Consider the following 24,310-nt stretch of genomic DNA (forward strand, 5'->3'; position numbering starts at 1 on the left):
AGGAGGCCGTTATGAAATCCTTTCAACGGAGATGGAAAGGTTTAGAAATTACCATTGTTGCCGTTCTCGTATTATTGTTATTATTGCTGGCCTATTTAAATTGGGCAATTGCGATTTTAGCATTAATCATTGTAGTAGCGGCGTATTTGCTTAATTATAATACCCTTCATAACCGGCGTCGTTTAGCAAGAGAACAGTTTAGTGCGATGATGAAAAACGTCACACAAGCTTCTAACTTTGCTTTACAAAATTTGCCAATGGGGATTGTTCTTGTTAATAAACAAGGTACATTGGTGTGGAATAACAGTGTTTTTGCTGACTGGGTTAAGGTGGACTGGAATAAGCTCCAAAAAATGTCTGCGTTGTTACCTGGTTTCCGTATCGATAAAATTTGGGGTAAATCCGGATATATGACGGAAAAATATGAAAATCGATACTTCCAAATTATTTATAAATTTATCGATCCTCGGGATACGCGATCAGATATTGATAGTGAAGATGAACTTGCGGAACATGCAGTGATGACATTGTACTTCAAGGACATTACAGACCTAGAAAAAGCCCGTATTAAAGCGGAAGAGGGACAGCCTGTATGGGGCATGATTCAAATCGATAATCTTGAAGAATTGACGAAAGGCCTCAGTGATCGTGAGTATACTAGTATTTGGACAGATATAAATAATATCATCATGGATGAAATTGACCGTTATGAAGGTTTTATTCGTAACTTCCAAGATGATATGTATACCTTTGCCATTTCTCGTGGTGCGCTTCATGAGATGGAGGAAGATGGTTTTAAAGTGCTCGAACGAATCCGTAAATTACCATCTCCTCGTCAAGTACCAGCTACGATTTCCATTGGTATTAGTGAAAATGTAGGCTCTGTGAAAGATGTATCTGGCCGTGCTCGTGCAGCCTTAGATATTGCATTAGGTCGCGGTGGTGACCAAGTGTGTATTATGGATGGTGAAAGTACGCGCTTCTTTGGCGGTAATACGGCAGGCGTTGAGAAGAATACGCGCGTTCGTGCTCGTGTTGTATCTCAAGCGATCCATGAGCTTATGATTGATTCTGATAAGATCCTTATCATGGGGCACCAGCGCGAAGACTATGATGCCTTAGGTGGCATTATCGGTGTAGCTGCCATTGCTCGAGCACTTGGTAAAGACGTGCGCATTGCGCTTTCAAAAGAAACTAGCGCCATTGATAAAATGGTGAATGTTCTTAACGAGTCAGAGTTCTGGCAAGAGAATATTATTACTGCAGAAGCTGCAAGAGTATGGGTAGATGCGAATACGCTCACTGTTGTGTGTGATACGCACCGTCAAGAAATGGTAGCGGCTCAAGAGGCGCTTGAAATTTCTGAACGACGTATTGTTATCGACCATCACCGTCGTGCAGCAGACTTTGTGGAAAATCCATTGCTTACCTATTTGGAACCAACTGCATCGTCCACATCTGAACTCGTAACAGAGCTTGTACAATATGCAGGCGTTCCTGTGAAGCTTTCAAAAGCGGAAGCCACAGGTATCTATGCAGGTATCGTATTAGATACAAAGAACTTTATCCAACAAACTGGTGCGCGTACCTTCGAGGCAGCAGCATTCTTGCGCCGTGCAGGAGCGGATATCGACAGAGTTAAACAATTATTTATTGAAACCTTCGATTCTATCCAATTGCGTGCTAAAATGGTATTTGAAGCAAGTCGTACTGAAGGGATTGCTATTTCCGTAGCGCCTGAAGGTTTGAAGGATATGATGGCGTTGGCTGCACAAAGTGCGGACATGCTCATTAGTAATGAAGATATTGAAGCAGCTTTTGTACTATATTCCTTGAATGACGGCGGTATCGGCGTCAGCGCTCGATCCAAAGGCAAGGTAAACGTACAAGTTGTAATGGAAGCCTTGGGTGGTGGCGGTCACAGAACTGTGGCGGGTGCTCAATTACAAGGTATGACCGTAGAGGAAGCAAAGCAGGCCATCTTGGAGCATGCTCTTGATGCGCTTCATTCCGCAGAACAAGAGGAGGAACAACAATGAAAGTAGTATTGCTAGAAGACGTTAAAAAAGTTGGTAAAAAAGGCGAAATCGTTGAAGTTAGCGATGCATATGGTCGCAATGTATTGATCAAAAAAGGCCTCGGCCTTGAAGGTACAGCAACTAACGTAAATAATGCGAAACAAAAACAAGAATCCATTGCTCATAATAAAGCCGTTGCAAATGACGAAGCTAAGATCTTGGCAGCTCAATTGACTAAGATTGAAGTAACTGTAAAAGTTCGCATGGGCGAAGAAGGCCGTGTATTCGGATCCGTTACTGCTAAAGATATTTCCGATGCTGCTAAAGCTCAATATAAAGTAGATATTGATAAAAAGAAAATTGAAATTAAAGAACCATTGAAAACATTGGGCGTACATGACGTACTAGTTCGTGTTCATCCTGAAATTACAAGTACTATCAAGGTTAATGTAGTAGCCGAATAATAGTATTCACCATGCTCTTTGAGTATGGTGAATTCTTTTATCCATAGTGGTTGTATGAAGGGGATTATCATGGATGTACGCATTCCACCGCATAATCTAGATGCGGAAAAGGCCGTTTTGGGGGCTTTATTAACTAATGGATCCAATATGGGAGCCGTTGTAGATACGGTGACGAGTATTCTTAAATCTGAAGATTTTTACCGCGATGCACATCGTATTATTTACGATGCTATTTTAGAAATCGTGCATGCCAATAAGACGGCTGATTTTATCACCGTTGGTGAAGAACTAGACCGTCGTAAGCGCCTTGATGCGGTAGGTGGTCTTGCTTATATTACATCTCTTGCGAATGAATCGGTTTCCTACAATGTGGAGGAACATGCGAAAATCATCAGCGAGAAAGCTCAGTTGCGCCGCCTCATCGATGCAGGGAATAAAATCGTAGGTATGACGTACTCTGGTGAAGATGAGCCGACGGCTATCCTCAACAAGGCGGAGCAAATGATACTAGACGTAAGTGGTCAAACTCAATCTGAGTCATCCTTTGCGGTCATTGGTGAAGTGGTTTTATCTAATCTAGATAAACTCAATGCACTGCAACAGCATGATGGTGCTATTACAGGCGTGCCAACAGGCTTTAAAGATGTGGACCACATTTTCAACGGTTTACAAAAATCTGACCTCATCCTCGTAGCGGCTCGTCCTGCGATGGGGAAAACAGCTTTCACCTTGAACATCGCTCAAAACGTAACGATGTTGTACGACAAGACGGTGGCGTTCTTTTCCCTGGAAATGGGCAAGGAACAGCTCGTTGGTCGTATTTTGTCCTCCGTGGCAGGTGTGAGCTCTGAAAAATTGCGCCGTGCGAACATGGATCCTGCTGACTGGGAAAAGGTTATTGCCGCAGCGGACCGCATGAGTAAATCCAAGCTCTTTATCGATGATACGCCGGGCCTTACCGTACAAGATATGCGCTCTAAATTGCGCCGTCTCAAGGTAGAACATGGCCTCGATCTCGTTATCGTCGATTATATTCAGTTGATGCAAGGTCGAAATTCTGGTAAGGGCAGTGAAAATCGTCAACAAGAGGTGTCCGAAATCTCTCGTAATCTTAAACTGATTGCTCGTGAATTTAACGTACCGGTTATCGCTTTGTCTCAGTTATCTCGTAGTGTTGAAAGCAGACCAGACAAACGGCCTGTACTTTCGGACCTTCGTGAATCTGGTTCCCTCGAGCAAGATGCGGATATCGTTATCTTCTTGTACCGTGATAAATATTACGATGAAAACTCTGAAAAAGGGGACAATGCAGAAGTCCTCATTCGTAAAAACCGTAACGGTTCCGTCGGTACCGTGGAACTCCAATTCGTTGGGGAATTAACACAATTTAGAGACGTAGAATTCCGAGACCTAGGGCCGGAACAATAATAAAAACTATTAGTTAGTTCTTATATATTGATGGGGCCCAATTTTATTTCGACAACTTAGTTACAAAAAAGCACCACCTATCTCGTGGCTCCAAACGACACGTAAGTCGCCCCTCGATAGGTGGTGCTCTTTTTGTATTACGTTAGCAAAATAAGTCCCATCAATATATAATTGAACTAGATAGTTTTCATTGTATTGTTGGGAAAGAGAAATTATGAAAGTAATAGCTGAGTTTTTTAGGAGTTTACTACAATTATCAAGTGGATTATTAGTTATATTTGGTTTATTTTTTTTCATCGGTGGAGGATGGTTATTTCATGATTTGCAATATCGATATGTAGTAGAGAGTAGACATAACACTATTTTTGATAAAGCATATAATGTATATCTTATTAATAAAGGTAGCTCTATGATTATTATTGATGATGAAATTTATGCGATAGGAGATAATATTTATTTGACCATCAACCAGAAGAATAATATCATTCATGTATATTATTTAAATCCACAAGATATCGAAAGTATAAATAAGTTTAATGAGTTACAGCAGCAGTATTACGGCAATAAGATGATCTTACAACCGATTAAAAGTTTAGAAACATCAAAGGCGCTTGATATTTATAAGCAGCTAGTGGAAAATCCAAAAAGGTTTAAATCACAAGGTGTTCGTTTTTCTCTTTAAAATAGATATATTTTATCCTGAGTCCTAACTATATAGTTAAGGCTTGGGATTTTTTATTTATACTTAAAATTTACTTTTATAATAACAAACATATGTTTGAAAATACTTTGTTTTTTTGTTATACTAGTCATACAAATTCTTGTGTTCTTAATTTTTGTAAAAGCCAGTTTTTTAGCGGTTTAGGGAGGTGTTTGTATGGGTTCAGCTGATACGGATCGGCTGTATATGTGCATTGATTTGAAGTGTTTTTACGCGTCTGTAGAATGCGCCGATTTGGGACTGGATCCGTTTACAACACCTCTGGTGGTGGCCGATGGTTCTCGTGGCAAGGGTGCTATTACATTGGCTATTTCTCCTGCCTTAAAAAAGTTAGGTGTTAAAAATCGCAGTCGATTATTTCAGATTCCACCGCATATTGAGTATTTGACGGTGAAGCCACATATGAAGCGGTATATGCAGGTGTCTGCTGAGATTTATGGAACCTTGCTCAAGTATGTGGCGCCCGAAGATGTGCATGTGTACTCTATTGATGAGTATTTCATCGATATCACGCCCTATTTGCCATTATATAAAAAGACGCCTCGTCAGTTGGCGCAGATGTTGCTTGATGCGGTGCTAGCGGCAACGAAGATTTATGCCACCGTTGGAATCGGAACAAATTTGTTTCTTGCTAAGATTGCCCTTGATATTTTGGCGAAACATGCGTCTGATTTTATAGGCTATCTTGATGAAAGCCTTTTTAAAGAGACAATCTGGTATCATCAGCCCTTGACCGATATATGGCAGATTGGTAAGGGCATAGCTAGTCGTTTGCATAAGTATGGTGCTTATGACTTACATGGTATTACTATGATTCCAGAGGCGAAGTTGTACAAGGAGTTTGGCATTAATGCAGAGCTCATAATCGATCATGCTTGGGGCCGTGAGCCTTGTACGATTGCGGATATCCATGCATATCGACCTATTAAGCACTCTATCTCGCACAGTCAGATTTTGTTGCGTAATTATACCTATGAAGAGGCATACGTGCCTATGCGCGAAATGGTAGAGTCCTTGGTGTTAGAGCTTTTACAAATCAAAGGGGTCACAAATCACATTCATATGCATATCGGCTATGCTGATGAAATGATGCGCTCTACAGGGGGTTCTAAAAAGCTTAAGCAGTACACAGATTCTCTACAAACGTTGACGGCTGCAGTTATTAAACTATATGAGCAGCATTGCCATAAAAATGAGCTCATCCGTCGCATAGGAATCAGCTTTGAGGATTTAGTCAATCGATCCGCCATACCTCAAGAGGTGGACTTATTTAGTACTCTTACTACAAATACAGAGGAAAAGGAGAGGCAGGTACAAGAAGCAATGCTATCCATCAAGGAACAGTTCGGTAAAAATTCTATTCTACGCGCTTCTAGCTTGCAAGAGGAAGGGACCATGCGCTTTAGAAATACTTTAGTAGGCGGGCACAATGGGGAATAGATATTATAATGGATACATTGGAAATACATTAGTCGCGTAAAGGGAGGTATAAATTAATGAAACATCGCATGTCTCGGTTACAGCGAGCAAAACAATTTATGCCCTTTGCGGCATTGAGGGGTTTTGAAACTTTATTAACCGCTGTAGCAAGGCCAAAAGAAGATCGGGCAGAGTTGTCAGAGGATCAAATAGATGAGTTAAATACAGTTTTACAATCTGTACGTTGTGGGGAGTGGGTGCGAATTGTTTACTATAACAAACAAAAATATACGGAACTTATAGGTGCTGTTGATATGATTAGTGAGCAATTACAAATTCTATCTGTACAAGGGACTGTTATTCCTTTCAGACATATTAAAGAGCTGAACATGTATGATATGTAAATATAAATATAAATAACGGCTTTTGTTGTGTATGGTAAATAGACTAGAGTTAAGGCATAATTAGGTATACAATGATATTATGGGTTAATATAGCTTGATGATAAATGTTTGAATTTGGTTAGCTGTAGTATACCTATATAGTTTTTTATTTCTTAACTTAGAAAGGCGGTGTATGTAATGCATGATGTCATATCATTACTTATCAATCGCTATGATTTTTTTCTCCAGTTGTTATGGGAGCATATAGAAATTTCAGTATTAGCTTCTGTTATTGCTATCATCATCGGGGGATTATTGGGTGTATTTATATATGAATATAAACGGCTAGCTACGCCAGTTATGGTAGGGGTTAATTTCCTATATACGATTCCATCTATATCGATGTTAGGCCTTTTGTTGTATGTATCGGGTGTTGGTAATACGACGGCTATTATTGCATTGGTTATATATGCTTTATTACCAATGGTACGAAATACATTTACTGGTCTTAACCAGATTGATCAAGCCATGTGTGAAGCGGGGATTGCATTAGGACTCACGCGGATTCAACGTTTGTGGAATATAGAGATTCCCTTGGCTATGCCGACGATTATGGCTGGTATACGGACCATGCTCGTTATGACCATTGCCTTGACAGGTATTGCATCCTTCATTGGTGCTGGTGGCTTAGGTGTGGCGATTTATAGGGGGATTACAACGAATCAAAGTGCATTGACGATTGCCGGTAGTTTACTGATTGCACTATTAGCCATTACTGTTGATGCGCTCTTTTCTTTAGGTGAAAGAGTAACGCATATTAGCCCCCATATGAAGCGTTATACGATTATATTTGTTTCGATTATGACGATAATTGCGATGGGTATAGGTGGCTGGGCCATGTATTGCCGTCATGTGAAGACCGATGTTATTCATATTGCAACGAAACCTATGACGGAACAGCTTATTTTGGGGAATGTTTTAAAAGAATTAATCGAGAAGAAGACTGATCTAACCGTAGAGGTTACAGAAGGTGTAGGTGGTGGTACATCAAATATTCAACCAGCTATGCTTTCCGGCCAATTTGATATATATCCTGAATATACGGGGACGGCTTGGTCTGCTGTGTTAAAACGTACAGATGCTTATGATGAAAGCTTATTTAATGAGCTTTCACAGGCTTATAAAGAGAAATATAATTTTGAGTGGGTCGGCATGTACGGCTTTAATAATACCTATGGCATAGGGGTGCGTAATGAAATCGCTCAGAGTTATGGCGTAAAAACGTATTCTGATCTTGCTCGTATAGCACCATCCCTAACATTAGGAGGGGAATATGATTTCTTTGGCCGTGAGGATGGCTATCCTGGATTACAACGGGTGTATGGCATGAGCTTTAAAGCGACTAAAGATATGGATATAGGTCTAAAATATACGGCTATTAGTCGTGGAGAGGTGGATGCAATGCCGATATTCACGACTGATGGTCAATTAAGTATTGCACCGATTACGGTGTTACAAGATGATAAACATTTATATCCATCCTATATGGCTGGTAATGTCGTACGTAGCGAAGTGTTGATTGCTCATCCTGAACTGCGGCCTGTATTAGAAAGTTTAAATCATACGATTACAGATCAAGAGATGGCGAAGATGAATTACGCCGTTGAAACGGAACATCAACTGCCAGCTGATGTAGCACATAAATTCCTGGTAGAACGAAATTTGATATAAGGTGAATATAGTTAGAACTAAAGTAAATAAAATTTGATATATATTGAATATGATTTTGTATTGACATTTAATTTCCTTCGATGTAATATAAACATATGAACAGATATTCATATAAATAAAAATATCTGATGAATAATGTTTAGGAACATATATAACAAGATATGAAACAAGATATGTCTAATAAGTATTAGAAATAGACAATAAATTAACTTATAATACAGGATAGAAGCTTTCACTATTATCAAAGGAGATATCATGGAAGAAACATTGTTATTGAAGGATTTGAACTGTCCGAACTGCGCAGCAAAAATTGAAGATCGTATCCGTAAAATGGATGTGGTAGAGACTGCCAATTTCACACTTGCTACACATCAATTAAAATTAACCGGCTCTTGGGAAGACCGCGAAGCTCTTAAACGTGATATTCAAGAGATTTGTGATGCCATCGAAGAAGGCGTTACAGTAGCAGATTATGAACGTAAATCTAAAGCGGCTATGGATGATCATGGTCCTGACCAGGATCGTGGTAGTGATGCTGTAACAATTGCAGTCATCGTAGCAGGCTTGTTATTCATGCTTTATGAAGTTTTGTCATCCTTTGTCCCATCCATCAGCTTGCCAGAGAGTATTGAGACTCCAATTTACTATGTTGCGTATATTCTTCTTGCGTTCCCAGTATTGCGCATCGCAGGTCGTAATATCCTAAAAGGTGAAGTATTTGATGAAAACTTCTTGATGTCTATCGCTACATTGGGTGCTATTGCTATCGATGCATTACCTGAGGCCGTAGGTGTTATCTTGTTCTACCGTATTGGTGAGTTCTTCGAAGAAAAAGCAACTGATCGTAGTCGTACAGAAATCATGAACGCTGTCGATATGCGTCCTCAAGAGGTGCGGGTTGTAGATACAGACTGCGGTGGTGAAATCGTAGTTATGGCTCCTGAAAAGGTTGAAGTAGGCTGGACTATCGAAGTTCGTCCTGGCGATTTAATTCCTCTAGACGGCACAGTGCTTGAAGGTGAAACACGCGTTAATACAGCACCTGTAACAGGTGAACCTGTACCTGTTCGCGCCGTACCTGGCACTCAACTTATGTCTGGTTGTATCAACGAATCTGGTCGCATTACAATGCGTGTAGATAAGGTTCTTGAAGAATCCATGGTTACTAAAATTCTTGATGCCGTGGAAAATGCAGCATCCTCTAAACCTAAAATCGACCGTTTCATTACGCGTTTTGCTCGCGTATACACACCAATCGTTGTAGCTCTTGCATTGGCTGTAGCTATCATCCCATCCCTTATTACTGGTGAATGGCATAAATGGATCTACACAGCTTTAACATTCCTCGTTATTTCCTGTCCATGTGCATTGGTACTTAGTGTGCCACTCGCATTCTTCTCCGGTATCGGCAATGCTTCTAAAAATGGTATTTTGCTTAAAGGTGGTCGTGTTATCGAGGCTTTGGCTAATGTGAAAGCAGTAGCTCTCGACAAAACTGGTACCATCACATCTGGTGAATTTAAAGTACAAAACGTAGAAACTGTAGGCTCCCATGTGAGCAATGCTCAATTGCTATCCATGGCGGCAGCTATCGAAGCCGTTTCTACACATCCAATCGCAACAAGCATCGTGTCTGAAGCAAAAGATCAAGGCCTTACAGTGGAACCTTCTGATTTCGTTCAAGAGTTAGCTGGTGAAGGTATGGTAGGTATGGCAGATGGTCAACAAGTACTTATTGGTAACCGTCGTCTTATGGAACGCTATAATGTGCAAGGCTATCCAACAGAAGCTGCTGAATATGGCACAGAAGTTCTTGTCGCAGAAGGTAATACATACTTAGGTCGTATCATCATCGCCGATGAAGCTCGCCCAGACTCTGCTGAAGCGATTGCTAATCTTAATGGTCAAGATATTAAAACTGTTATGCTTACAGGTGATGCTGAAGCAAGTGCTAATTATATTGCCAAAGAAACTGGCGTAAGTGCCGTTCGTGCTCAATTGTTGCCACAAGATAAATTGTCCGTTGTACAAGATATTCGCTCTGAATATGGTCCAACTATGTTCGTAGGCGACGGCATCAACGATGCACCAGTGCTTGCTGGTGCTGATGTAGGTGGCGCGATGGGTAGCGGTGCTGATGCGGCTATCGAAGCGGCAGACGTTGTATTTATGCGTCCATCCTTGACTGCCATTGCACATATCCTAGACTTGTCCAAAGCAACATTGCGCGTTGCTTGGCAAAATGTAGTATTCGCTATTGCTGTTAAAATTCTTATCATGGCGCTAGGCCTTATGGGCTATGCATCCATGTGGTGGGCGGTATTCGGTGATACTGGCGTATCCATTCTTTGTATTTTGAACTCTATTCGTATCTTGCGCCGTTAATTTGGCGACAGTAATCGTATAGATTTATATAGGAATATATAAGCTATAGGATACAAAGCATATAAAGCATATAATATAAGATATCTAATCTAAAAGGTTAGAGTCAAAATAAATAACCTCTATATTAGCGACAAGCCAGTATAGAGGTTATTTTTATAAGCTTTAACCTAATGATATATTGCTAATTATTTGTTTGCATACTTACTCACTGTAAGTTTTAGTGGTCTAATCTTTTGGTGGATTTTTTAGTTTAGCAGCCTTATTAATCTATCTATTCGCTAGATTTGATATAAGGATAGTTTTAAGATGCTTTTAACATATACAATTGTACATTCTTAATAGACATAAAGCGATTTATGTATGTACTACATAAACAAAACTTTCACAATTGAATTGAATAATAGCTATAAAATAGTATATAATTTATTAGATGATTACTATATGTTCGTTGGAAGGAGGGATAGCATGATCACGGTGTACAAACACATAGAAGAAGAGTTGGTTTCAGACTGCACTGTATCAGATGCCACAAAAGGTTCTTGGGTAAATTTGGTGAACCCAGACCCCGATGAGTTGTCCCTCATCAACATTTTGACGGAAATTCCAACGGACGTTTTAAAGACTGCCCTCGATATGGAAGAACGTTCTCACGTGGAGTTAGAGGACAACTATATTTTCGTGGTTATCAACATTCCTGCGATTCGTGGTAATGATATGTACGATACGGTGCCACTTGGTATCTTTTTGACACCTGACTTCTTTATTACCGTATGTCTTGAAGAATCCGAGGTGTTGTATCCGTTCATTTCAAACCAACTGTCTACGTTCTATACGTATAAAAAGACGCGGTTTTTGTTCCAAATCTTGTATCGTACAGCAACATTGTTCTTGCGCTACTTGCAACAAATCAATCGCCGTACAGATGACATTGAAATCCAATTGCGTCATACAACAAAGAACAAAGACTTCTTCCAATTGTTGGAATTACAGAAATCCATGACGTACTTTACCTCTGCGTTGCGCACGAATGGTACCGTTATGGAACGTCTATTGCGCTTGCGTGGACACAGCACGTATAGACATTTGCTCAAGATGTATGAAGAGGATGAGGACTTACTAGAGGACGTTATCATCGAGAATAAACAGGCCATCGAGATGGTTGAAATGTATTCCAATATCTTGATGAACATGATGAACGCCTTCACATCTATCATCTCTAATAACCTCAATATGGTTATGAAAATGTTGGCGACCCTTACCATTACAATGGCCGTGCCAACCATCATATTCAGTTTGTGGGGGACAAACGTGCACTTGCCGTTCCAAGATGATCCAGACGGCTTTGTGAAAGTTGTCGTTATTTCTGTTATTTGCTCTGCCATTGCCATCTTTGGTATGTGGAAAAAAGACTTGTTCTAAGATGCTGGAGCAATAGTTGAAAGTTTGATTCAACACTAACTATACATGAAAAAAGCTGGCTATGAGCCAGCTTTCTTGCTTGATTAACTATTACGTTATTGCTTATTATTGGACCAATCTGATATAATAGTATCGTTATGGAGAGGTGTCCGAGTGGTTTAAGGAGCTGGTCTTGAAAACCAGTGACTCCGCAAGGGGCCGTGGGTTCGAATCCCACCCTCTCCGCCACCAATACATACAATTATCACAGATTACAACAAATCGTAACAAACTATAACAAACATAGTAAGAATAAAGGTTTATAATGGTATTATAGAATTGAAATTATAACGAATTATAACGCAATTTTACCACCATTTTGCCACCAAAAGAATAAAATAATTTGCCCCCATTCCATGCAGTATGTAATGGGGGCATTTTATTTATATTCTATAAACTAACACTAAAATGTACTGTCAAAATCTAACTTATCTTGAACAAAGTTACCAAATGTCTTTAATGGCAATTGTATGGAGGAAGAGATTATTTTTTTTCTAACTTTTTCTGTTCTTTTTCTAATTGTTTAATACTTTTTGGTGGAGTAGGTAGGTCTTCAGGCATAGTACCACCTAATTCTTTAATTGTTTGACGCACTTTTGCACCGACTTCTCGATGCGCTATGTTTGCATTTTCTTTGCCTTGAATATTATCGCGACGTAATTTGCCTTCTGTTTGTGTCAATCTAAACAAATTGGCCGCTAATTCCTCACTTCCCATATGATCTAATATTTTTTGTGAAGGTTTCAGCCCTTTTCGCTTATGGATTTCCTTGTTACCTAAGCCACCATATAAACCTTGATAGCCTGAGTTATGGAATTTAGCAAAGTCTTGAGGTGTTTCAACTCCTGCATTATTGGCTGCTTCTGATAATGCTGTATTATGTTCCTTTATATCTTGCCTGATTAGTAATCGACGTTCATCCTCGGACAAGGATATAAATTGTTCTTGCATTTCACGTTCATGAGTTTTAACTGCAAAATAGGTTTGGGCCTGTGCGATAACCGATTTTTTGGAATCGCCATTCATCGCTATCAGGTAACAAGCATATCTAGATAATACAATATCTTGTATCTCTCTATTAGCAACCCCAACATGTACCATTTTCCCGACGTCGGCAAAATGGTCGGAAATAGATAATTCGCTATTTTGACAAGCTATTTTGGCTTTTTCAATAACATTTAAGAAGTTATCCCATTTTGTATATTCTAAAATAGCTTGTAAATCTCGTGCATACCAAAATTCATTTCCATTAGCATCAATTTGTTTGATAGAGTCGAAAGAGTTTTCAGTACTATTGCCTATGGGCTGAATATCATTAAAGAAAAACATAATACAATCTCCTATGCGGGTAATTACAGATTAGTAATATTTTTAGCATCTATAGTTATATTGCTGGAGATACTAAATTATACTATGAATATTAATAACAAAGACTCTTCATTGCTTTCAGTATAGCATAGGTGAAAGTAAATGAGAATTGACGATAGAGAGAATAGTTTTATGTAGCCAATCTTTACTCACTTATGATATGCTATCGATATATTTATTAGATATTCTGTAGAAAGGAGCTCGTATGAATCGACTTAGTTTCTCGCGAACTCAGATTTTAATTCTCGCTAGCGTGTGGCTCACGTTCTTGTTGAGCTTTGTTATGCGCTTGTCTTGGGCATCTGTTATGCCTATCCTCAATGAGGCGTTGCATTTTACAGCTAAGATGGGGGCTCAACACATTTCGGCCTTTTACTTTGGGTATGCGTTAACGGTATTACCAGGTGGCATCTTAGCCGATAAAATCGGTTATAGACGTACTATCTTGTTTAGTTTGATTGGTATGGCTGCTGTAACGGCTTTGATGAGTACCATTACAGACTATAACATGGCTTGGGGCTTGCGCTTCTTGCTAGGTGTTATGTCTGGCCCTGTACAAGCTTCTTGCTTGAGTGCTATCGGCGATCACTTCGGTCCGAACCAACGCGGTGCGGCCGTAGGTATCTTCATGAGTTGTACTTCCTTTGGTATTACTACGGTAAACCTTTACGCACCGTATGTGGCTACACATTACGGTTGGCAAACTGCATTCCTTGCTACAGCAATCTTGCCATTGGTAGTACTCGTGTTATGTTACTTCACGGTGCGTAAGCCTAGTGCAGAAGTTCTCGCACAACGAGAGGCAGAGGCTTCTGAAGCGGCTGCTAAGCTTGGCGTAGGACAAACGTCTTTAGTAGAAAACTTGAAGCACATCGTTTCTAACCGCAATATTCGTTGCTTAGCGATTGCTGGCTTCTTCGCAACAGGTACGACTTGGGGCGTAACGCAATGGGCGAACTTGTACATGGTTAAACAATTAGGTGTAACGGCTATCTATGCAGGCCAAGTCATGAGCGTGTTCGGTACGGCTGCGCTAATTGCAAAACCAACGATCGGTATTTTATCTGATATTTTGCCAATTAAGAAGAACCATTTAGCGGCGCTCGTTATGTTCTTATTTGCGCCAGCTTTAATCTTGTTTGCAAGTACGGCAAATCCAAATATGCTCTTTGTAACAGGTCCAATCCTCGGTATAGGTGCCTTTATGCATAGTGCGTTGACCAATGCCCTTGTAGTTCAATCTGCAGCGCCTCATTTACGCGGCACAACAGCAGGCTTTGTAAATTTGTTTAACCAAATTGGTGCTCTCTTGGCACCACTGCTCTTGGGCAATGTCCTCGTCATGACGGGCAGTTACCAAATGTCCTTGATGTCTATCGCTATAGCGCCTATTATCGGTGCATGTGCATTGTTCTTCATTCGTCTTAAATAATATAAAAGGATCCGTAAATGAACTGCCTTTCTAAAAATTGTATCTAATTGGAGGGCAGTTCAAAACGGGTCCTTTTTGTAATTAATATGTATATTGTGTATGGTGTTCTTTTATTATATGATTGAGTCATAGTACAGGAGGGCTGTAAATGGAAATCATCTGTTTTGGCGATAGCATTACGCGTGGCTATGATGTGCCTTATGGACGGGGTTGGGTCGAAATCTGTGATGCATCCATAGAGGGTGTTAATTTTACAAATTATGGTGAAGATGGCTGCTCCGTACAGGGGATGATATATAATATTGAAAATTGGGCGGTTACTGCTGTATCCGATCCAACACGTCATATTTTCTTGATGTGTGGCACTAACGATATTTTACAAGGTCGAGATAGTACCTATGTGTACAAGACTTTGGTGAAAGCTATTGAGCTTGCTAGTACAAAAGGGACGGTAATCATCGGTTTAGAAACTCAAATTGATAGCGATATGGACGGATTGGATCTGGTTGTACGAGAGGTTAATGAACAGCTAAAAGCTTACGCAGAGGCGCATAATATTAAAGTTATAGATTTCTATACTACCTTGTTTGAAGCAGATCAAATTGGACAAATTGTCTTTGCCGGAGAGGTTCATCCCAACGAGCGTGGTTATCGATTAATGGCGTATAAGGCATTAGAGGTCTTTACGCGATTATAACGGAGCTATAATAGAACTGGAACGGGATTATAATACAACGTAATATAAAGAACATAAAAACTCCCCTAATGAGTTGCCTCATTGGGGGAGTTAGTGATTTATAGTCTTTTGTGCTAGCGAAAGTTGGGGGCTTTCACCAGATAAAATTAAATTTGTAACGAATTATTTTTTAGATTTAGTAGATACTTTGTTATTGGACACCTTAGCAGATTGTGCAATTGCGTATGCAGTGCCTTTTACTAAATCAGAAGCTTCAGCAGTGTTGCCAGATACGGTTACAGCTGCTACAGTGTCTTCAGTTACTGCGAATAATGCAGTTGCGTAAGGGTGTTGTGCACCATTTGGTACAGTTACAGCACCGGATTTAACAACGATGTAACGACCGTTGTTGTTGAAGATATCATAATGAGCTGCTTGTTTTACACCATCATAGCTTTCATTGTAAGCAAACAATGCAGCTACTTCACCACTTGCTACTTGACCAGATTGTTGCATAGAACGCAATTTAGCAGCTGCTACAGCTGTTGGTTGAGTCATGTTTACAGTGATGCGCAAAGAGTTGTTATTTACAACTGCTTCAGTGATTACGTTTGTAGAGAATACATTCGCAACACCGTTGCCAGCACGGTTGTAAGAGCTAGCAGTTTTCACTTGGTAGCCATTAGTGTATGCAGGCAAGTCATAAGTGTAAGTTTTGCCATTTAACAATAAGTCAAACGCATTCAATTGGTTAGCTTTGTAGCGAGAAACGTAGGAGCTGCCGTTGCCATTAGCTGTTACGGAGTTTACAGTTTCTTGGTATACCGGTTGGGCTTCAGTAGGGATAGGATCCATGATTTGAAGACCTACAGCTGTTGTTTGAGGTGCCACAAAGATTGGATCGCCTAATTCTTTAGATACAGGCATTTGTTGAGCCATATCGCCTGCTGTATAAGGCACTGCCGGCAATGGTTTGTAACCAGGGCGCGGTGCACTTGTAGCATAACTAGTTTGGTAAGCTGGCGTAGCCGCTTGTGGTGCAGGATAAGAATATTGCTCTGCTGAAGCACGTTCATAAGCGCGTGCATTAGCATCGATAGTTGCAGCAAAAGCAGAGAAAGACATCGTTGTCGCTGCAAACACTGCAAAAGCAGTTGCTAAATGTTTTTTGTTCATAATAATTTACTCCTAAATACATGATTTTACAAATAACACAGATACTAACTTGTATTATATAGGAATTCATGCTAATTGTAAATAAAATATAAAATATTATCTTAATTATAAATAAATATAATCAGATGAGTCAAATATTGTACAATTAGCCATAGAATGTCATATTACTATATAATAATAATCAGTATAGTAATTTATTATATCGAAAAATTTCGTTTGATGCTATATCTAATTTGTATAGTGCTACAATTAATTTGTGTAGTGCTATATTTAATGCGTTAACTGATATGAGCAATATAAATTTGTGGATTACATCAATTGAGATGGTGAAAGTTTCACTAGGGAGGTCTCATGAGTATTAGCGTCTATTATGGACGAGCTGGATCAGGCAAGACGCGCGCCGTATATGAGCGCATACGTCAGGTCATGACAGACTGTCCAGGGGAACCAATAATTTTGCTCGTTCCTGAACCTGCCACCTATCGGGTGGAACGGGAGTTAGCTGAATTTATGCCTGAGAAAGGCTTCACTACGGTTCGCGTCGTAGGCTTTGGTCGTTTGGGTTATCAGGTATATCAATCTATAGGCTCAAAAGGGGGCGGTCAATCAAGTTTATCAAGCTTTGGCCGGTCTATGTTGTTGCGCCTTGTAATGAAACGAAAGCAAAAGGAACTGGGGCTATTAGAACAGGCCACAAAGCGACCTGAGTTTTCCTCTGTATTGCAACAACTCTTTTCTGAGTTTCGCGCCTTCCGTGTAGGCCCTGTGGACCTAGAACGAGGGGCAGAATCTGTTAAAAATAAAGTATTACAAAAGAAATTGCGCGAGCTAGCTATTTGTATGTCTGCCTATGAAGAAGAACTCAGTCGCCATGGGGAGCGCGACATCGATCCTATCATGGAAATCGTAGAGGCTTTGCCACAATCTCCTCTCATGGAGAATAGCCACGTCTTTATCGATGGTTTCCATTGGTTTACGCCCACACACTATGAGTTGATTTATACCTTGTTTGACTTGGCCAAGGAAGCCGTTATTACTATCGATTTACCGATGGCTCCAAAGGCGTTAAATCTAGCTCGTCGAGGGGAGCATCTCTTCAGCCGCCCTTTAGAGATTTACGATACCTTAGTCGCTCGTTATGGCTCTAGTATCAACTGGATTGGCTTTGACGGGAAACGAGGCCCTCAAATCGTTCAAGCTCTAGAGTCTAATTACTTTGCTAGCCCTAGTAAGAAAAACTCTACAGATGCAACGATTCCGCTTATTCGAGGCTATAACCGGGAACGCGAAGCAGATGCTGTGGCTCGTCGTATTTTAGCCTATGTAGAATCATCTGAAGAGGCGCGTTACCGAGATGTATGTATCATGCTCCGCGAGTCTGAAACCTATGGTGACACTTTAGAAAAGGTCTTTGCTCGCTACGGTATTCCGCATTTTATTGACCGTCAGCGGCCTATGAAAAACCATCCATTAGGCGAGCTATTGACGGCTCTATTTGATATCGTGCGTCATAACTATAGTCGGGACAGCATGTTTCTATTGCTCAAGACGGACTTGATGCCGCTTACTCGTGAGGCTGTAGATGAGTTAGAGAACTACGTTCTCGAGTTTGGTATCGACCATTATAAATGGGAACGTGAAAGCTGGCCGTACCTACGAGGCTTTCATGAGGGGCAAGATGAAGAGAGCCACGTAGATGCACCACGCAGAGCACGTGTTAACAAAGCAAGAGAAACCATTATGGATATATTATCTCCATGGTTTGACTTTGCTGCTAATGCGGAGGGTCATACAGGGGCTGAGTGGGGTACACAACTTTATGGTTTATTAGAAATCTTACAAGTGCCAGAGCGGCTCTATGAATGGGCGAAGGACGCAGAAACTATAGGTGATCAAGAATCCAAAGCTAGTCATGAACAGATGTATAATGCGGTTCTTTCCTTTATAGACGAAATTTCTATGGTCATGAAGGATGAAATATTGACTCTGGATGAGATGATGCTCCTCCTCGAAGAAGGCCTTAGCGATGTAAACTACTCTATGATTCCACCTTCTTTAGATCATGTGGTGATTACTACCATCGAACGTGGCTACAGCCAGTGGTGGCCTAAGGTGTTTGTAATGGGTCTCAACCAAGGTGTATTCCCTCAAAGTATGGGCGATGAAGGGCTCATTAAGGATAAGGAGCGTCAAGAATTGGCCGATGCAGGAATTACCTTAGCAGAAGGGGCCTTGCCGAAGGCTTTCAACGAGAATTTCCTATTATATCTCGCCATGACACGGGCGTCTGATTCGTTGACCTTGTCCTATACGGGCTCTGGTGAGGATGGAACAGGTCTTGAGCCATCCCTCGTTGTGAAACGATTAGAATCTCTTGGGTACATAGATCAGGCAGTAGATATTCCTCTCTCCATTGCACCTGATACAGAGGCAGATTACGTGTGGCGCCCACTCCAAAGTCTGTCATTGCTATCTGAGCGTTGGGGGGCTCTCTTTAGTGGTTATGAGGTCAATCCTCTTTGGTGGGGACTCTATAACTGGGCTCGTGAAAGCGAAACCTATCGTCCTCGTTTAGCGGAGGTGTTACGTGGCATTCGAGATAACAACGATGTGCCTGTCATAACGCAGGATTTAGTGAATGGTCTATTCTTGTCTAAAGGCTACATGTCTGGTTCTGTGACACGCCTTGAACGATACCAACAATGCCCGTTTAAGTTCTATGCCCAATATGGTTTGAAACTAGAACCACGTCCAGTACGCTCCTTTGGAGCTCCTGAAATTGGTACGTTCTTACATGCTAATTTAGAGCGCTTAGGTAATTATCTATTAGAAAATAACAAACAATGGCGTGACCTCGACGAAGAGGAACAAGAAAATCTATGCCGTACTGTGGCAGACGAAATCTTGCAAGAAAATCAGCTAGGTGAAGAAACGAGCGATGCCTACCAAAAGGCCATTGAACAGCGTGTACAGAGAACATTACATGTGACGGTAGACCGCCTCATAGAGTGGTCTAAGCGCAGCGATTTTGATACGAAGTATTTAGAGCAAGACTTTGGTCGTCAAGGTGGCTGGGATCCTATTCGAGTCCCTCTTGGTGAAAACCGTTACTTGCGACTCATCGGTCAAATTGACCGCATCGACGAATATACAAAAAATGATCAAACCTATGGCATGGTTATCGACTACAAGTCGGGTGGTGCTCATGTGACGGCCCAAGATGTCTATTATGGACTTAAACTGCAACTCATGACCTATCTGTTGGCTTTGGAGTCCGCTTATGGTAAAACACATGGCGGATCTATGTCCCCTGCGGCGGTGGTTTACTCTTACGTGAAGAACCCTAAAATCCCTGCTGATGCGCCTATATCTTATGAAGATGCGGTTTCGTTGGCTAATGAAAGCGATGCTTGGCAAAACAGTGGGTACTTCTCCGATGATATAGAGTTGTTGACGCATATTGACAATAAGTTCTTGTCCTATGGATCTAAGCGAGGGCCTTATGTGCCGATTGCTACGAAAAAAGATCAAACCATTTCTAGCAGAGATTTGCGGAAGGTTAAGTCTACAGGTGAATTCGACATAATGTGCCGCTATACAAATCACGTGATGGCTGAGACGGGTCGTCACATTGGGGACGGGCAGTTTCCGATTAAGCCATATCAATTGAATGGCCTTAGACCTTGTACATTCTGCGATTACAGAACGGTATGTCGCTTTGACTCTAGCCGTAATCGATATAATTATTTGTCTAGATTGTCCGAGAATGACGCATTAGAACGGATGAAAGAGGTCTTAAACGACAGAAATAATAGCAGCGAAGGAGGTGAAAACCATGGGTGTTAAATGGACGCCAGAGCAGGAGTCTGCTATTATAGCGCCTAAGGATTCCTCCTTAGATAATCAGACCTTACTTGTTGCGGCCGCTGCCGGTTCAGGTAAGACAGCGGTCCTAGTAGAACGCATTATTACGCGCCTTAAGGATATGTATAATCCCTTATCTGTTCAAGAACTCATGGTTGTAACTTTCACAAAGGCTGCAGCTCAAGAGATGAGCGCTCGTATTGGCCTTGCCTTGGCTAAAGCCATGGAATCTACAGATGATGTTGCACTACAAACGCGCCTTGAACGACAGCTCAATCTGTTGCCCTCTGCTCATATTTCTACATTGCACTCCTTTTGCCAATGGGTAATCCGGTCCTATTTCTATAAGCTCGACATTAATCCGACAGCGCGCATCGGCAATGAAGCAGAAATGGCATTGCTACAACAAGAGGTATTAGCCGATTTATTAACTAAATCCTATGAAGAGGGCCTTTATAATATCTATGAGCTAGCGGATTTCTTCAGCGATGATAAATCCGATGCAGGCTTAACGGCGAAGATTATGTCCCTGTATAACTACGCTATGTCCCTCGCCAATCCCGATGGATGGCTAAGAAAAGCGTTAGAGCCTTATAAAGAGGCGATGACCATAAACCCTAGTGATACGCTGTGGGGTGAATATATGTGGTCTAATCACATGGCTGTCATCGATCGCATTCGCGAGCGCTTAGAGCGGATGGAACAAATCTTGCTCGATCCGACAGGGCCTCATAAATGGCAAAATATATACGATAATCAACTGGCTGCACTAGGCATGCTTTCAGCGGCTCAAACTTGGGACGACATGGGCGAAGCTTGTAAGCATGTAGATACCTTTATTAAGGACCAGTTCCGGATGGGCTCAAAAGAGGCGCAAGCCTATGACCCTATATTGGTGGCAGAGTTTAAATCTTTGGGCGGTCAAAATAAAGATGACCTCAAAGCTATGCAAGCCGCTATATTCACCGTTCCGGAAGCTACCTTGCAAGACCAGTTTAAGGCTCAATATCCAATCATAGAAGGGTTAGTAGAGCTGACGATTGCGTTCCACCAAGCGTATCGGGATATGAAACAAGAGCAAGGCATTATGGATTTCAGCGACCTTGAGCATTTATGTTTGGCTCTTCTCGTTGAGCCTGGCACAGAGGATGACCCTCAGCCGTCCGACGTGGCGAAGGAGCTCCAAGATACGTTCAAAGAAATCATGGTCGATGAATACCAAGATACGAACGGCGTGCAAGAGACGATTATCAACTTGATTTCTCGCATTGATAATAGGTTCTACGTAGGGGACGTGAAGCAGGCTATTTATAGCTTCCGTATGGCCGATAGTTCTCTGTTCATGGAGAAATATAATACGTACGGCGGCAATGATGCGGTAGAACGTCGTATCGACTTGGCAAAAAACTTCCGATCTGACGCAAATATTTTGGCGGCTACGAACTTCTTGTTCTACCAAATCATGACGGAAGACGCGGCAGAGCTCAATTATACAGAGGCTGAATCGCTCATTCCTGGCCGCATCGTAGAGGATGCGCCAGAGGATTGGATCGGTGGTGACGTGGAATTACAGCTCTTAGATGTGAGTAAGGATACCCTTGGTGCTAGTGAAAGTGACGAGGACGAAGGAGATGATCCTGAAAACAACGAGCGTGAGCTAGATTTCATCATTCAAAAAATCAAGGAAATTCATGCGGCTAAGAAGCAGGTACAAAATCCAGATGGCACATTCCGTCAAATCGAGTGGCGAGACTTTGCTATTTTGCGCAGATCCTTAGCGGGCTGGGGCACCCGTGCCGTAGAAGCCATGCGGCAAGCGGGGATTCCTGCAGTTGTAAATGAGCGAGACGGTTACTTTGAAGCCCAAGAGATTCAACTCTTATTGGCGTTGTTATCCGTCATAGATAATCCGGAACAAGATTTACCGATGGCTGCCGTGTTGCACTCTGGCCTGGTAGGTCTTGATGCCAACGAACTAGGTGCATTGCGCCTGTCTGGTGATGGCTCCTTATGGTCTCTTATGCCAGCCTATGCACAAGAGGCTCAAGATGAGCGTTTATTGGCCTTTATTGGGCATATGGAAAGGTGGCGCACCTTATCGCGTCGTCATGGTGTGACCGACTTGTTGTGGGATATTTACGAATCTCAAGACTATGTAAACTATGTGGGAGCTATGCCGAATGGCCTCGTTCGCCGTGCCAATGTGCTCGCCTTATACGATAGAGCCAAGGGCTATGAAGCCTCTGGCTTCCGAGGGCTCTTTAGGTTCTTGCGCTTTGTGGAAAGCTTACGCGACAGCAACCAAGATATGCCTCTTGCCAATGTGGTGAGCGAGGCAGACAATGTGGTGCGCCTCATGACCATCCATAAGAGTAAGGGCCTTGAATTCCCTGTAGTGTTCCTATCTGGTGTACAAAAAAGATTCAACATGATGGACTTGCGTTCAGAGCTTCTTATCGATAAAAATGCAGGTCTTGGTTTGAAAGGGTATTTCCCAGATATTCGAGTGTCCTTCCCGACCATGCCTTGGTTTTATGTGAAAGACGTAAAAGAAGCGGCCCTCAAGGCGGAGGAGCAGCGCATTCTCTATGTTGCCTTGACACGGGCACGAGATAAGCTGTTTATGACAGGCTTTATTAAAGGCTTTAAAAATTCTAAAGGTGTGTTAAGCACCATAGGTGAGCTCATTAAAAATGCGGCTTCCGTAGAAACTCAACAGTTACCGACAGATATTATTACACAAGCTAATACCTATCTAGACTGGATGATTATGGGCTTTGCTCGTCATTTAGATGGCGGTAATCCATTGCGCGTAGCCATCGAGTACGAAGGCCCCACCTATTTTGATTTGCCTGATAAACAGTGTCGTTTAAAGGTTGAAATTCATGATGGTTCTCTCTATGGTGATCTCGATTACAAAGCGGATATTGACGAGACAACAATCAATAAGGTGCGGGACTTAAAAGCTGTTAATTCCGTAGAATTACCGCAGAAAATCGTGGACCGTTTTAACTATATCTATCCATACAACGATGCTACACGACGTACTGCTAAAATTTCTGTTAGTGAATTGAAGCGACGATTCCAAGAACGAGAACTTGAAGCAGGAACTATTGATACTTTGAATGAACCGATTGCAACGGTAGAAGTTTCAGCAGATGCCCTAGCAAACTCCGTATTCGGTCGAAAGCCACAAGCATTACAGTCTGAAGATGATGTATTGACCGGTGCTCAATGGGGTACCTTGATGCATGAGGCTATGCAATGGCTACCTCTTGTGAAGTATACGCAAGCTTCTTTGACGAAAGAACTCGATGCATTGGTGGCGAAAGGGACTTTTACAGAGGAAGAACGGAATTTATTAAGCGATACAAGTTTGTATAAATTTTTCAACTTTGATCTTGGTAAGCGCCTTATCAATGCAAAACGTATCGAACGAGAGTTGCCGTTTAGCATGCTCTTTGAAGGAAAACGCGTATACGATACTTTAGAGGACGGGGAAAATCTGTTCCTTCAAGGTATTATTGATACGGCCTTTGAGGAGGATGGCGAATGGGTTCTCGTAGATTACAAAACGGATCGCGTTACATCCGGAGAAGAACTCATTAAGCGCTATAAAATTCAAATGGACCTCTATAAAGAGGCCTTGCAGCGATTGACGGGAATGCCCGTGAAAGCATGTTACATTTATAGCTTCCGCTTGCATGATGCAATCATTGTGGACTAATGCGCATAGATTCTTATAAATTAATAAACACAAAAGCTCTCTATCCGTTGATAGAGAGCT

At 41.5% G+C, this 24,310-nt stretch carries 15 protein-coding genes and 1 tRNA gene; 14 read left to right on the plus strand and 2 right to left on the minus strand.

Going from position 1 to position 24,310, the window contains the following annotated elements:
• The first annotated feature begins 11 nt into the window (after positions 1-11).
• The 10 genes from HMPREF0874_RS05260 (at position 12) to HMPREF0874_RS05305 (ending at position 12,196) form a co-directional block, all read left to right on the plus strand.
• Complete coding sequence (locus HMPREF0874_RS05260) at positions 12-2,039, plus strand: DHH family phosphoesterase (RefSeq protein WP_008602171.1); 2,028 nt, start codon at positions 12-14, stop codon at positions 2,037-2,039.
• Positions 2,036-2,482, plus strand: a complete 447-nt coding sequence (gene rplI / locus HMPREF0874_RS05265) for a 50S ribosomal protein L9 (protein ID WP_008602173.1) — start codon at positions 2,036-2,038, stop codon at positions 2,480-2,482. Before HMPREF0874_RS05260 ends, rplI begins: the two co-directional genes overlap by 4 nt.
• A gap of 69 nt (positions 2,483-2,551) precedes the next feature.
• Positions 2,552-3,910: a replicative DNA helicase gene (gene dnaB / locus HMPREF0874_RS05270; protein WP_008602175.1), complete on the plus strand. Its 1,359-nt coding sequence runs from the start codon at positions 2,552-2,554 to the stop codon at positions 3,908-3,910.
• A 214-nt stretch (positions 3,911-4,124) separates the two neighbouring features.
• Positions 4,125-4,592, plus strand: a complete 468-nt coding sequence (locus HMPREF0874_RS05275; RefSeq protein WP_008602176.1) for a hypothetical protein — start codon at positions 4,125-4,127, stop codon at positions 4,590-4,592.
• Between the two features lie 195 nt (positions 4,593-4,787).
• The gene (locus HMPREF0874_RS05280; RefSeq protein ID WP_039965207.1) at positions 4,788-6,071 is read left to right on the plus strand and encodes a DNA repair protein; all 1,284 of its coding nucleotides are present in this window, start codon (positions 4,788-4,790) and stop codon (positions 6,069-6,071) included.
• 56 nt (positions 6,072-6,127) lie between these two features.
• Complete coding sequence (locus tag HMPREF0874_RS05285) at positions 6,128-6,454, plus strand: YolD-like family protein (protein ID WP_008602179.1); 327 nt, start codon at positions 6,128-6,130, stop codon at positions 6,452-6,454.
• 177 nt (positions 6,455-6,631) lie between these two features.
• Positions 6,632-8,164 (plus strand): glycine betaine ABC transporter substrate-binding protein, encoded by a 1,533-nt coding sequence (locus tag HMPREF0874_RS05290; RefSeq protein WP_039965208.1) that lies wholly within the window; start codon positions 6,632-6,634, stop codon positions 8,162-8,164.
• 255 nt (positions 8,165-8,419) lie between these two features.
• Positions 8,420-10,549, plus strand: a complete 2,130-nt coding sequence (locus HMPREF0874_RS05295) for a cation-translocating P-type ATPase (RefSeq protein ID WP_008602183.1) — start codon at positions 8,420-8,422, stop codon at positions 10,547-10,549.
• A gap of 465 nt (positions 10,550-11,014) precedes the next feature.
• Positions 11,015-11,968, plus strand: a complete 954-nt coding sequence (locus HMPREF0874_RS05300; RefSeq protein ID WP_008602185.1) for a magnesium transporter CorA family protein — start codon at positions 11,015-11,017, stop codon at positions 11,966-11,968.
• A 139-nt stretch (positions 11,969-12,107) separates the two neighbouring features.
• Positions 12,108-12,196, plus strand: a tRNA-Ser gene (locus HMPREF0874_RS05305).
• A 294-nt stretch (positions 12,197-12,490) separates the two neighbouring features.
• On the opposite strand, the gene dinD is transcribed toward HMPREF0874_RS05305, so the two are convergent.
• Positions 12,491-13,336 (minus strand): DNA damage-inducible protein D, encoded by an 846-nt coding sequence (gene dinD / locus HMPREF0874_RS05310; protein ID WP_008602187.1) that lies wholly within the window; start codon positions 13,334-13,336, stop codon positions 12,491-12,493.
• Between the two features lie 244 nt (positions 13,337-13,580).
• Here dinD and HMPREF0874_RS05315 point away from each other — a divergent pair, with 244 nt between their 5' ends.
• Both HMPREF0874_RS05315 and HMPREF0874_RS05320 read left to right on the plus strand, forming a co-directional pair.
• Positions 13,581-14,807 carry an MFS transporter gene (locus HMPREF0874_RS05315; RefSeq protein WP_008602189.1) on the plus strand — a complete coding sequence of 409 codons (1,227 nt, stop codon included), beginning with the start codon at positions 13,581-13,583 and terminating at the stop codon, positions 14,805-14,807.
• Between the two features lie 148 nt (positions 14,808-14,955).
• The gene (locus tag HMPREF0874_RS05320; protein ID WP_008602190.1) at positions 14,956-15,504 is read left to right on the plus strand and encodes a GDSL-type esterase/lipase family protein; all 549 of its coding nucleotides are present in this window, start codon (positions 14,956-14,958) and stop codon (positions 15,502-15,504) included.
• Positions 15,505-15,666: 162 nt separating this feature from the next.
• Here HMPREF0874_RS05320 and HMPREF0874_RS05325 read toward each other — a convergent pair whose 3' ends face one another.
• Positions 15,667-16,659, minus strand: a complete 993-nt coding sequence (locus HMPREF0874_RS05325) for a hypothetical protein (RefSeq protein WP_004694840.1) — start codon at positions 16,657-16,659, stop codon at positions 15,667-15,669.
• A 351-nt stretch (positions 16,660-17,010) separates the two neighbouring features.
• Here HMPREF0874_RS05325 and HMPREF0874_RS05330 point away from each other — a divergent pair, with 351 nt between their 5' ends.
• On the plus strand, positions 17,011-20,505 hold the full coding sequence (locus HMPREF0874_RS05330; protein ID WP_008602196.1) for a PD-(D/E)XK nuclease family protein: 3,495 nt from the start codon (positions 17,011-17,013) through the stop codon (positions 20,503-20,505).
• The gene (gene addA, locus HMPREF0874_RS05335) at positions 20,495-24,250 is read left to right on the plus strand and encodes a helicase-exonuclease AddAB subunit AddA (protein ID WP_008602197.1); all 3,756 of its coding nucleotides are present in this window, start codon (positions 20,495-20,497) and stop codon (positions 24,248-24,250) included. The genes HMPREF0874_RS05330 and addA overlap by 11 nt, the downstream gene beginning before the upstream one ends.
• The last annotated feature ends 60 nt before the right edge of the window (positions 24,251-24,310 follow it).

The sequence above is a fragment of the Veillonella sp. 6_1_27 genome, from assembly GCF_000163735.1.
GTDB classification, from domain to species: Bacteria; Bacillota; Negativicutes; order Veillonellales; family Veillonellaceae; genus Veillonella; species Veillonella parvula_A.